The organism is Acidovorax sp. 94, from assembly GCF_003634645.1.
GTDB lineage: Bacteria > Pseudomonadota > Gammaproteobacteria > Burkholderiales > Burkholderiaceae_C > Acidovorax > Acidovorax facilis.
Window position 1 is genome coordinate 2,742,460 of sequence record NZ_RBJA01000001.1, and the last position, 12,541, is coordinate 2,755,000.

The following is a 12,541-nucleotide window of genomic DNA, read 5'->3' on the forward strand; positions in this document are numbered from 1 at the left end:
GCGGGTCTGCGTGCTTCAGGCGCTGCGCTGAAGCAGGTGCGCATGCACGGCGCCGGCCTTGAGGTGGCGGTACAGCACCAGGCCACTCGCAGCCAGCTCCTCGTCCGTCCAGGCGCGGGGCGCTTCGAGGTAGACAAAGCCCTGGGCGGCCACAGCCTTGGAAGCGGCCTGCAGGGCAGCGACGAACAGGTCGCTGTCAAACGGCGGGTCCAGCAGCACCAGGTCGATGCTGGCGGGCGCCGCCTGTTTGAGGGCGGCAATCCCGTCGCCACGCTGCACGCGCACGGCCGTGGCCGAAAGGCGCTGCTGCAGGGTGTGCAGCTGGGCCACCAGAGCGGCATCGCTTTCCACCAGCTGCACGGCGGCCGCTCCACGCGACGCGGCTTCGAGCCCCAACGCGCCCGTGCCCGCAAAGGCATCCAGGCAGCGCCAGCCGGTCAGGTCCTGGCCCAACCAGTTGAACAGCGTTTCGCGCACGCGGTCGGGCGTGGGGCGCAGGCCGGGGCGCTGGGCCACGGGTAGGCGGGTGCGTTTCCATTGCCCGCCAATGATGCGGATTTCGCCCGCGCCCTTGGGCGCTGCTGCGGCAACGGCCTTGTCCTTGGGCGCGCCCTTTTTGCCAGCGGCAACCGGTGGGGTGGCCGCTGCAGCCTGGGCTTTGCGGATCTCGGCATTGATGGCGGTGGTCTTCAGGGTTGAGCGGCTCATGGCTTGCCCCCCACCACCACGGTCACCATGCGTTCGGGTTGCAGCTTCTTGGCCATGGCCGTGCGCACGTCGGCCACGGTAAGGGCTTCGACCTTCTTCGTCCACTGGTCCAGGTAGTCCAGCGGCAGCTCGTTCCAGGCGATGTTGGCCACATTGCCCAGGAGCTTCTTGTTGCTGTCGATGCGCAGCGCAAAGCCGCCGATGAGGTTGTCCTTGGCGGCACGCAGCTCGGCCTCGGTGGGGCCTTCGGCCACAAAACGTGCGATCACGTCGCGCGAGACCTTCACGGCCTGGGCCGCCTGGTCGGGGCGCGTCTGCAGGCCCACGGTGAAGGCGCCGGCGTGCATGCCAGCGGCAAAGTAGCTGTACACGCTGTAGCTGAGGCCGCGCTTTTCACGCACCTCGTTGGTCAGGCGCGAGACAAAACCGCCTCCGCCCAGGATGTGGTTGCCCACCAGCAGCGCCACAAAGTCCGGGTCGCGCCGCTGGAAGCCCGGCTGGCCAATCAGCACATGGGCCTGGGCCGAGGTGAAGGGGATGTTCTGCTCGGCGGGGGCGGTGAGCGCTGCGATCTCGCCCACGGGCGGCAGCGGCGCGCACCCGGTGCTGGCGGGCAGGCGCGACAGCAGCGTGGCCACCAGCGCCTGGGCCTGTGTGCGCGACACGGCGCCCACAATGCTGACCTTGGCGCGGCAGGCGCCGATGTGCTGGGTGTGAAACGCCTGCATGTCGGCCACGCTGATGCGCGCCAGCGTCTCTGCGGTGGTCTGCACGCCGTAGGGGTGGCTGCCGTACACGGCGGCTTCAAACGCGTGGTGGGCCACGGTGGCCGGGCGTGTCAGAGACTCTTTGATGCTGGCGCTCCAGCGGGCGCGGTCGCGTGGCCACACGTCGGCCGGAAAACTGGGCTCGCCGATCTGGCGCGCGGCCAGGCGGGCGGCCTTGTCGAGCAGTGGTGGGTCGGTGAGCGAGCGCAGCGAATACTGCAGCCTGTCGTTGTCGGCGGCCGCCTCGAAATTGGCGCCCAGGTCGGCCCAGGCCTCGCCCAGGCCGTTCTCGTCGAGCGCGGGCTCATTGCCCAGGGCCTTCACGCCCTTGCTGGCCATGGCGGCCATGGCACTGGCCAGGCCCGCCTGGGCCGCAGGGTCGCGGCGGCTGCCGGCGTCAAAGTCGATCTGCACGTCCACCATGGGGATGACCGGGCTTTCAACCAGGTAGACCTTGGCGCCGTTCCCCTCCGTCCAGTGCTGGATGGGCAGCAGCGCCCAGGCAGAATTTGAATAAAAAACGGCTCCAGCGCTTATCAGTAAAGCGCGAGCAGCTATGTTTTTAATAGTAATCATGAAATAGGGCGCAAAGCGGGTTCAGTGGCGGGACGCACCGGGTGCGGGCTGTGCGCGGGGGCGGGGGGAATCCAGCGGCTGGGGCAGCAAGGTGGCCACCGTGAGCTGGTCGTCGCCAAAATACTTGGCGGCCACGGCCTGCACCTGGGCGGGCGTCACGGTGCGCAGCAGCTCCAGAAGGCGTTCGTTGGCGTCGAGCGGAAAGCCCTGGATCCAGTTGCCCCCCAGCTCCTGCGCCTGGTTCATCACCGAGTCGCGTTCGTACACGGTCGAGGCGATCCACTGCGTCTTCACGCGGGTCAGCTCAGCCTCGCTGACCCCATCGCGGGCGACGCGGGTGACCTCGGCGCGCAGCGCGTCTTCCACCTGCTGGGCCGTCTTGCCGGCAGCGGGCACACCGCTGAGCATGAACAGGCTGGGGCCACGGCCCGTGACCATGGCGCCGCTGCTGGCGCTGTCGGCCACGCGGTTTTCGCCCTGGGTCAGCGCACGGTCGAGCCGCGCGCCGTCGTAGCCGTTGAACACCGCCGACAGCACCATGAGCGCCAGAGCGTCGCGGTCGGTTTCAGTCAGGTTCTCCACACGGTTGAGGCTGGGCGCACGAAACGCCAGCGCCACGTAGGCCTGCTCGGCCGGAGCCTTGACGGCAATGCGGCGCAGGCCCTGCTGCGCGGGCTCGGTGCGGGGCTTGCGCTCGGGCAGCGCGTGGGCGGGCAGGCTGCCGTAATACTTCTCGGCCAATGCGCGGACCTGGGCCACGTCCACATCGCCTGCCACCACCACGGCGGCGTTGGTGGGCGTGTACCACTGGCGGTAGAAAGCGCGCGCATCATTCGGTGTCATGGCATCCAGGTCGCTCATCCAGCCCACGATCGGGCGGCGGTAGGGCGATGCGGTGAAGGTGGCGGCAAACAGCTGCTCGGCCAGCATGGCGCGGGGCTGGTCTTCGGTGCGCAGGCGGCGCTCTTCCTTGACGACCTCCAGCTCCTTCTTGAACTCGTCATCCGGCCAGTGGTTGTTGGCAAACCGGTCGGATTCGAGCTTCATCACATCTTCGAGCCGGTTGGACGGGATCTGCTGGTAGTAACCCGTGTAGTCGCGGCTGGTGAATGCGTTTTCGCGCCCGCCCAAAGCCGCCACACGCCGCGAGAACTCGCCCGGCGGCAACGTCTTGGTGCCTTTGAACATCATGTGCTCCAGCACATGGGCCACACCCGTGGTGCCATCCACCTCGTCCATGGAGCCCACGCGCACCCACACCATGTGCACCGCAGTGGGGGCACGCCGGTCGGGCTGCACGATGAGCTGCATGCCGTTCTTGAGCGTGAACTGCTGCGCGCCAGAGGCCGTGGCGGACGGCGTGGTGGAAGGCGCAGCGGGGGGTTGAGAGGCGGGAGGCGTTGCCGCAAAGGCAGCCCCGGACGAGAGGCAGGCCAGCAGGCCCAGTAGGGTGAAAGCACGTTTCATAGAATGGATGATTCTAAGAACCCTCCAATGTTCAGTTTTTTCAAGAAAAAGCCCGCCGCTCCGCCATCGACGCCTGCACCGTCCGATGCGCCCTCCCCGGCCATTTCGCACGGCGCTCCGGCGCCTGCCGCCCCCCACACCCCGGTCGTGCCAGCGGCGACAGCTGCGGTGGCGCAGCCGCCGTCTCCGGCCCCTTCGCCCGCCCCAGTGCCCGTGCCAGCACCCGTGCCAGCGCCACCGCCCGTCGAAGCCCCGGCTGCAGCACCGGCAGCGTTTGGCTGGCTGCGCAACCCGTTTGCCCCCAAGGCGCCCGAGGCTGCTCCGGCGCCCACGCCCGTAACAGCGCCAGCCCCACCGCCTGCGCCAGTGCCAGCCGCAGCGCCCCCGGCCACACCCGTTCCCACACCTGTGCCGGTGGCAGCCCCCGCCATCGCCGCGCCAGCGCCCGCTTCTGCACCGGCAGCCGCCCCCACGGAACGCAAGGGCTGGCTGGATCGCCTCAAGGCCGGCCTGCGCAAAACCGGCAGCAGCATCACCACGGTGTTCACCGGCACGCAGATCGACGATGCGCTGTATGAAGAGCTGGAAGAGGCCCTGCTGATGGCCGACACCGGTGTCAAGGCCACCACCCACCTGCTGGCCGACCTCAAGCGCCGCGTGAAGGAGGCCAAGGCCACCGACCCCGCCGCTGTCAAGGGTTTGCTGGCCGATGCACTGACCGACCTGCTGCGCCCGCTCGAAAAAGCCCTGGTCATCGGTGAACACACCCCCACGGTGATCATGGTGGCGGGCGTCAATGGCGCGGGCAAGACCACGTCGATTGGCAAACTCACCAAACACCTGGCTGGCGAAGGGGCGGCCGTGCTGCTGGCGGCGGCCGACACCTTCCGCGCGGCAGCGCGCGAGCAGCTCGGCGTCTGGGCCGACCGCAACACGGTCGAGATCGTGAGCCAGGAAGGCGGCGACCCGGCCGCCGTGAGCTTTGACGCCGTCACGGCCGGCAAAGCGCGCGGCAAGGATGTGGTGCTGGTGGACACCGCCGGCCGTCTGCCCACGCAGCTGCACCTGATGGAAGAGCTCAAGAAGATCCGCCGCGTGGTGACCAAGGCCGACGCCACGGCCCCGCACGAGGTGCTGCTGGTGATCGACGGCAACACTGGCCAGAACGCCCTGGCCCAGGTGCGGGCGTTTGACGATGCGCTGCAGCTCACCGGCCTCATAGTGACCAAGCTCGACGGCACGGCCAAGGGCGGTGTGCTGGCCGCCATCGCGCAGGAGCGCCCGATTCCGGTGTATTTCATCGGCGTGGGCGAAAAGCTTGAAGACCTGGAAACCTTTAACGCGCGCGAGTTCGCGCAGGCGCTGCTCACCTGATGCAGCCCGGCGGTCCGGGCCGCCCCCTCCCCCCGCCAGCGTGATCCATGGCCCCTTCGGGGGCCATTTTCACGTTTACGAACTGCGGCAATTCCCCCATGATGGGCTTCCCCCTGGAAAGGCACGGAGGCCCATGTTCATTGAGCTGGTCAAAGGTGTTGCCCTGCTGCTGGCGCTGTGCTTTCTGCATGGGTTCAACATCCGCGTCTGGCGCCAGCATCCGCGCACCGGGCAGGTGTTCTCGGGCATTCTTTTTGGCACCATCTGCGTGGTGGGCATGCTCACACCGGTGGTGCTGATGCCAGGGGTGATCTTTGACGCCCGCTCGGTGGTGCTGAGCATGGCAGGCCTGTTTGGCGGCCCGCTGGTGGCCTGCATCGCCGCCGCCATGGCCGCCACCGGCCGCCTGTGGCTGGGCGGCGCGGGGGCGGAGGTGGGCTTGATGGTGATCGCACTGTGCACCGCACTGGGCCTGGTCTACCGCGAGGGCCGGGCGCGCGGGCGCCTGGGGGTGGAACCCGTGACGCTGGCGCTGTTCGGGCTGCTGGTGCACACCGCCGTGCTGGCGGTGTTCCAGCTGCTGCCGACCGAAGTGGTTCAGCGCGTCAACCAGACCCTGGCCCTGCCCTTTCTGCTGACCTTCACACCCGCCACGGTGGCGCTGGGCCTGCTGCTGCACGACGTGGAAGAACGCCTGGCCACCGAACGCGCACTGCACGGCACGGCCGCCCGGCTGCGGGCCATTGCGCAGGCCATTCCCGACGTGCTGCTGGTGCTGGATGCCCAGGGGCGCTATGTGGAAGTGCTATCGCCCGACGACGCACCGCTGGCCGCCAACCCAGCCCAACTTTTGGGCAAGCGGATGCATGATGTGCTGCCCGCAGAGCAGGCCGACAGATTTGTGGAACTGATCCGCAGCACGTTGCTGTCGGGCCAGACGCAGAGCGTGGAATACGAGATGCAGACACTCTCGGGCACACGGCAATTTGAAGGGCGGGCGCAGCCCCTGGGTGTGAAAGTGGGCGGCCAGGCAGCCGTGGTCTTCCTGGCGCGGGACATCACCCAACGCAAGCGGGCCGAGAGCGCGCTGCGCGAGTCAGAGCTTCGCTTTCGCTCGCTGCTGCGCAATATCCCGTCCATCTCGGTGCAAGGCTATCTGGAAGATGGCACCACGAGTTACTGGAACCAGGCGTCTGAGGAGCTGTATGGCTACACGGCCGAGGAGGCACTGGGCAGCAACCTGCTCGACCTCATCATTCCGCCCCCCATGCGCGACGCCGTGCGTGAACACGTACGCCACATGTTCGCCACTGCCGAGGTGATTCCCGCCGGCGAGCTGCAGCTGCAGCGCAAGGACGGTACGCCCGTGCATGTCTTCTCCAGCCATGCCTACATCCAGGTGCCGGGCCACCCGCCGGAGATGTTCTGTATCGACATCGACATCTCGGGCCGCAAGGCGGCCGAGGACGAGGCCCGTTACCTGGCCTTCTACGACGCCCTCACCCAGCTGCCCAACCGGCGCCTGCTGGTAGACCGTCTGCAGCAGGTGCTGGCCAGCGGCGCACGCTCGGGCTTGACCACAGCCGTGCTGTTTGTGGACCTGGACAACTTCAAGACCCTGAACGACACCCGCGGCCACGAGGTGGGCGACCTGCTGCTCAAGGAAGTGGCCCTGCGCCTGCGCGGCTGCGTGCGGGAGCAGGACACGGTAGCCCGGCTGGGGGGCGACGAGTTTGTGGTGGTGCTGCAGAATCTGAGCAGTGACCCGCCGGAAGCCGCCGCCCAGGCGCGCACGCTGGGCGAACTGATCCTGGCCCAGCTGCGCCAGCCCTACGATCTGGCCGGGCATGAACACCACTTCACAGCCAGCATCGGGGTGACGCTGCTGCGCGAGCACTGTGACTCGGTGGACGAGGTGCTCAAACAGGCCGACATGGCCATGTACCGCGCCAAGGACGCGGGCCGCAACACCCTGCGCTTTTTTGACCCTGACATGCAGCAGGCCGTGAACCGCCGCGCGCTGCTGGAAACGGAGCTGCACAACGGCCTGCGCCAGTCGCAGTTCCTGCTGCTGTACCAGCCCCAGGTGAACGCGCAGGGGCGGGTTACCGGCGCAGAGGCGTTGGTGCGCTGGCAACACCCCGCGCACGGCATGGTGCCGCCATCGGAGTTCATCCCGCTGGCAGAGGAATCCGGCCTCATCCTGCCCTTGGGTTATTGGGTGATGGAAACCGCCCTGCGCCAACAAGCCCGGTGGCGGCGGGACCCGGCAATGGCCCACCTGAGCCTGGCCATCAACGTCAGCGCGCGGCAGTTTCTGCAGGAAGACTTTGTGACACAGGTACTGGCCTTGCTGCAGCGCACTGGCGCCGACCCGGCGCACATCAAGCTGGAGCTGACCGAAAGCCTGCTACTGGACAACGTGGACAGCGTGATCGCCACCATGCGCGCACTCAAAGCCCAGGGCCTGGGCTTTTCGCTGGATGACTTTGGCACCGGCTATTCGTCCTTGAGCTACCTCAAGCGCCTGCCGCTGGACCAGATCAAGATCGACCAGGGTTTTGTACGCGACGTGCTGCTGGACCCCAGCGACGCGGCCATCGCACGCTCCATCATCGCGCTGGCCGGCAGCCTGGGTCTGGACGTGATCGCGGAGGGGGTCGAAACGGCAGCGCACCACCAGTTTCTGCTGGCGCACGGCTGCAAGGCGTTTCAGGGCTATCTGTTTGGCAGGCCGATGGCGCTGGAAGACTTTGAACGGGTCGCGCGGGAGGTGCTGGGCCCGGAAGGCACCTCCGGCTGACCTTGCGCGGTGTCGGGATTGCATTCAAGGTACCGTACAGAAGTGCCGATAACAAGGGGCCACGCCAGCCCGCACCGCGCCGGACCTCCGTGGAAACCATGGAGGTGCCCCATGAGAATCGAGTCGTCCACCCTGCAGATGCAGTCCCAGCATGTCGCCACGCGCATGCACAGCCAGACAAGCCGCCTGGAAATGTGGGTGGGCGACCGCCCCGCCAGCACGCCCCTCGCCCGTCAGGCACCGCCGCTGCAAATCTCCACCGCTGCCCGCCTGGCCCAGGCCGCCCATGCACCCCATGGGGCCACCACCTCGGTCGAGCCTCTGCCGGAGCGCGCCCGCGACGAGGGCCTGACGCCCCAGCTCGCCATGATCCGCGATCTGATCGAACGCATGACCGGGGTGCTCGTCCGCGTCTATGCCGGGCCGCAGTCCACCGACGCGCCCGCAGCTCCCCCGCCCCCCTTGGCCCCAACGAACAGCACGGCCGCAGCCCCGCGCCAGCGCGCGGGCTTTGGCCTGATCTATGAGCAGCGCGAAGTGCTGGAAGAAACCGAGCGCACCCAGTTCGCTGCAGCGGGCACGGTGCGCACCACCGATGGCCGGGAGATCCGGTTCACGCTGCAGCTGGACATGCAACGCAGCTACCGCGAGGAATCCTCCGTGAGCCTGCGGCTGGGCGACGCCGTGGCGGTGGACCCGCTGGTCATCAACTTCGACGGCACCGCCGCCCAATTGCAGGACCTGCGCTTTGCCTTCGACCTGGACGGCGACGGGCAGACCGAACAAGTGCCGCTGCTTGCCGGCAACCGGGGTTATCTGGCGCTGGACACCAACCAGAACGCGCGCATCGACAGCGGCCTGGAACTCTTCGGCCCGGACACGGGCAACGGCTTTACAGAACTGGCCCGGCATGACAGCGACGGCAACGGCTGGATCGATGAGGCCGACCCGGTCTTCCATCAGCTGCGCGTGTGGACCCCGAATGCAGATGGCAGCGGTAGCCTGCAGACCCTGGAGGAACTGGGCGTGGGCGCGGTGCAACTCACCGCCCAGGCAACGCCCTTCGCCCTGCGCACGGCGGACAACCAAAGCCTGGGCGCCGTGCGCTCCACCAGCATCTACCTGCGAGAAAACGGCAGCGCGGGCACGGTGCAGCAGATCGACCTGAGCGTGTGATCGCGATCCAAGAGTTTGAGCGACCCGTACCAGCAGCCGAGACGTCGGCAAACTGGGGAATGCCCAAGCTTCAGGCCAGCACCGTAGCGTGGGCCACCTGCGCATCCACCCAGTCAGCATATTCCGCAGACCCCTGCAGCGCGTGCGTGACCAGCTGCGGCAGCGCATAGGGATGCTGCGCCCGCAGCAGCGCCAGCAGCGGGTGCAGCACACGGGGCACGGTCTTGCACACCAGCCGGAGCTCGCGGTCCTCCTGCAACGCGCCCTGCCAACGAAAGTAGGCCGTGATGGGCTCCACCTGCACACAGGCCGCCAGCCGCGCCTGCAACACCAGCTGTGCCAGCCGCCGCGCTTCCGCTTCGGTGGCCACCGTGGTAGTGACAACGAGAATGTCGCAAAGTGCGGTCGGCTCAGTCATGCGCGTCTCCCGAAGGCGTTGGGCGGTGCAGTCTGCCATAGCGGGGGATGCAATGCCAGCGGCGCGAAAACCGCTGGATCATGAAAAGACTGCTCTATTTGTCGCAACAATCGCAAAAAACGTGGCTACAAAGGGCTGGAACCCCGTACCGGGAACACGCTCTGACAACGAGATATTGGATTCGCCGCGGCCTCTGCAGCCATCAAACTCCCCTTTGAATCAATGGCTTAGCACAACCATCCTGCCATAGCGCCTTCTGATTCCTGGCCCGATGGCCCAGGCGACTGTCGATGTGCACTGAGCGTTGTACTGCCGAATTTGAGAAATCAACCGCTTAGAACGACACGGGGTGCATACCTTTGTACTTTTTATTCCCTCAGTGTTGTACTTTTCCGATTGGTCTTCACTGAGTCTTGTATTTTTCGTGCAGGTCGATTCGTTGCGCCTTCCGCACAGGATTTTTCCACGCTGCACTGTGCTTAAACGCTTGCCGCAAAGGCCTTCGATTTGGCCTTGCGGCGGCTTCAGGCTGATCTAAGTCATCCTCAGGTGCTGGACTGAGCGACCGCTTCGGCCGCAAATGGACGATGGACTAAACCGCTCGCGCGGTAGGCCGCCGCGAAGGCCCTGACGCCAAGTAAACATCGCGCCCCTGTCTATGTTGGCGAGCGGGACAATCGGCCTCGTTCTTGGACAGGAGCGCGATCATGATCCCTTCGACCCCCTCCATCTCGCCGCTGCGCAAATACCGGCTGAGAAACACCACCTAGTTGGCGGCAAGGCCGCCGTCCAACTTCTGGGGGTCAGTTCAAAACTGGAGCGATTCAGGACAGCATTTGGCAAGGAAGAACTGCTGGTGTTCGAGCAAGGTCGGCGGTTGCCTCTCTGAGCCCAGGCGGACACTGTGAGTGTCACAGCTCCATAGAATCTCGTACTCCCAAAGCAAAAAACCCCAGCCAAATATGACTGGGGTTTTCTGGGCTGTAAGAGCCTGACGATGACCTACTTTCACACGGGAACCCGCACTATCATCGGCGCAAAGTCGTTTCACTGTCCTGTTCGGGATGGGAAGGAGTGGTACCAACTTGCTATGGTCATCAGGCATAACTTGGTGCTGGGCTGTTTTTGTGAACAGCCTGGCGAATTCATAGAGTTTGGAATCAGATTTTTGTGTCTTTTGACTGCGTCAACTTGGCATAACAATCTTTGAGCTTTTCATGCATCCTTACGGTTTGCATATTGGCTATCAAAGTTATAGGGTCAAGCCGCACGAGCAATTAGTATCAGTTAGCTTAACGCATTACTGCGCTTCCACACCTGACCTATCAACGTCCTGGTCTTGAACGACTCTTTAGGGGGCTCAAGGCCCCGGCAGATCTCATCTTGAAACGAGTTTCCCGCTTAGATGCTTTCAGCGGTTATCTCTTCCACACTTAGCTACTCGGCAATGCCACTGGCGTGACAACCGATACACCAGAGGTGTGTCCACTCCGGTCCTCTCGTACTAGGAGCAGGCTTCCTCAAATCTGCAGCGCCCACGGAAGATAGGGACCAAACTGTCTCACGACGTTTTAAACCCAGCTCACGTACCTCTTTAAATGGCGAACAGCCATACCCTTGGGACCGGCTACAGCCCCAGGATGAGATGAGCCGACATCGAGGTGCCAAACACCGCCGTCGATATGAACTCTTGGGCGGTATCAGCCTGTTATCCCCAGAGTACCTTTTATCCGTTGAGCGATGGCCCTTCCATACAGAACCACCGGATCACTATGTCCTGCTTTCGCATCTGCTCGACTTGTCAGTCTCGCAGTTAAGCACGCTTATGCCATTGCACTATCGTCACGATGTCCGACCGTAACTAGCGTACCTTCGAACTCCTCCGTTACGCTTTGGGAGGAGACCGCCCCAGTCAAACTGCCTACCATGCACTGTCCCCGATCCAGATAATGGACCTAGGTTAGAACCTCAAACACACCAGGGTGGTATTTCAACGTTGGCTCCATGAGATCTAGCGACATCACTTCAAAGCCTCCCACCTATCCTACACAGATCTGTTCAAAGTCCAATACAAAGCTACAGTAAAGGTTCATGGGGTCTTTCCGTCTTTCCGCGGGGAGATTGCATCATCACAAACATTTCAACTTCGCTGAGTCTCAGGAGGAGACAGTGTGGCCATCGTTACGCCATTCGTGCAGGTCGGAACTTACCCGACAAGGAATTTCGCTACCTTAGGACCGTTATAGTTACGGCCGCCGTTTACTGGGACTTCAATCAAGAGCTTGCACCCCATCATTTAATCTTCCAGCACCGGGCAGGCGTCACACCCTATACGTCCACTTTCGTGTTTGCAGAGTGCTGTGTTTTTATTAAACAGTCGCAGCCACCGATTTTTTGCAACCCCGTTGGGCTCGCCTTGTACAGGTTCACCTACTTGGGGCATACCTTCTCCCGAAGTTACGGTATCAATTTGCCGAGTTCCTTCTCCTGAGTTCTCTCAAGCGCCTTAGAATACTCATCTCGCGCACCAGTGTCGGTTTGCGGTACGGTCGTCAATAGCTGAAGCTTAGTGGCTTTTCCTGGAAGCAGGGTATCACTCACTTCGTCTGCAAGCAGACTCGTTATCACCCCTCATCTAAGCCCGGCGGATTTGCCTACCAGGCACGACTACAGGCTTGAACCAACATATCCAACAGTTGGCTGAGCTAACCTTCTCCGTCCCCACATCGCACTATTGATCGGTACAGGAATATTGACCTGTTTCCCATCAGCTACGCATCTCTGCCTCGCCTTAGGGGCCGACTCACTCTACGCCGATGAACGTTGCGTAGAAAACCTTGCGCTTACGGCGAGGGGGCTTTTCACCCCCTTTAACGCTACTCATGTCAGCATTCGCACTTCTGATACCTCCAGCATCCGTTACCAGACACCTTCACAGGCCTACAGAACGCTCTCCTACCACGTGCAATAAATTGCACATCCGCAGCTTCGGTAACTGGCTTAGCCCCGTTACATCTTCCGCGCAGGACGACTCGATCAGTGAGCTATTACGCTTTCTTTAAATGATGGCTGCTTCTAAGCCAACATCCTGACTGTTTTAGCCTTCCCACTTCGTTTCCCACTTAGCCAATTTTAGGGACCTTAGCTGGCGGTCTGGGTTGTTTCCCTCTTGAGTCCGGACGTTAGCACCCGGTGCTCTGTCTCCCAAGCTGTACTCGTCGGTATTCGGAGTTTGCATAGGTTTGGTAAGTC

At 63.9% G+C, this 12,541-nt stretch carries 7 protein-coding genes and 2 rRNA genes (1 of these 9 cut by a window edge); 3 read left to right on the forward strand and 6 right to left on the reverse strand.

Annotated features, from left to right (window positions below; translation table 11 throughout):
• Positions 1-15: 15 nt before the first annotated feature.
• The 3 genes from rsmD to C8C94_RS12615 are packed head-to-tail and all read right to left on the reverse strand — an operon-like array spanning position 16 to position 3,518.
• A complete protein-coding gene (rsmD, locus tag C8C94_RS12605; RefSeq protein ID WP_121420944.1) occupies positions 16-708 on the reverse strand; it encodes a 16S rRNA (guanine(966)-N(2))-methyltransferase RsmD in 693 nt (230 codons plus the stop codon).
• On the reverse strand, positions 705-2,051 hold the full coding sequence (locus C8C94_RS12610; protein WP_121420945.1) for a pitrilysin family protein: 1,347 nt from the start codon (positions 2,049-2,051) through the stop codon (positions 705-707). The genes rsmD and C8C94_RS12610 overlap by 4 nt, the downstream gene beginning before the upstream one ends.
• 21 nt (positions 2,052-2,072) lie before the next feature.
• On the reverse strand, positions 2,073-3,518 hold the full coding sequence (locus C8C94_RS12615; protein ID WP_121420946.1) for a pitrilysin family protein: 1,446 nt from the start codon (positions 3,516-3,518) through the stop codon (positions 2,073-2,075).
• Positions 3,519-3,545: 27 nt separating this feature from the next.
• Between C8C94_RS12615 and ftsY the strand changes: the two genes are divergently transcribed.
• The 3 genes from ftsY (at position 3,546) to C8C94_RS12630 (ending at position 8,871) form a co-directional block, all read left to right on the forward strand.
• Entirely contained in the window at positions 3,546-4,892 is a 1,347-nt protein-coding gene (gene ftsY / locus C8C94_RS12620) for a signal recognition particle-docking protein FtsY (protein WP_121420947.1), read from the forward strand.
• A gap of 133 nt (positions 4,893-5,025) precedes the next feature.
• Entirely contained in the window at positions 5,026-7,695 is a 2,670-nt protein-coding gene (locus tag C8C94_RS12625) for an EAL domain-containing protein (protein WP_121420948.1), read from the forward strand.
• Positions 7,696-7,806: 111 nt separating this feature from the next.
• Positions 7,807-8,871: a hypothetical protein gene (locus C8C94_RS12630; protein ID WP_121420949.1), complete on the forward strand. Its 1,065-nt coding sequence runs from the start codon at positions 7,807-7,809 to the stop codon at positions 8,869-8,871.
• Positions 8,872-8,941: 70 nt separating this feature from the next.
• Here C8C94_RS12630 and cutA read toward each other — a convergent pair whose 3' ends face one another.
• The 3 genes from cutA to C8C94_RS12650 all read right to left on the reverse strand — a co-directional run.
• Positions 8,942-9,289 carry a divalent-cation tolerance protein CutA gene (gene cutA, locus C8C94_RS12635; RefSeq protein WP_121422834.1) on the reverse strand — a complete coding sequence of 116 codons (348 nt, stop codon included), beginning with the start codon at positions 9,287-9,289 and terminating at the stop codon, positions 8,942-8,944.
• 989 nt (positions 9,290-10,278) lie between these two features.
• Positions 10,279-10,391 (reverse strand): 5S ribosomal RNA (rrf, locus tag C8C94_RS12645).
• Between the two features lie 154 nt (positions 10,392-10,545).
• A 23S ribosomal RNA gene (locus C8C94_RS12650) occupies positions 10,546-12,541 on the reverse strand; it runs 883 nt beyond the window's last position.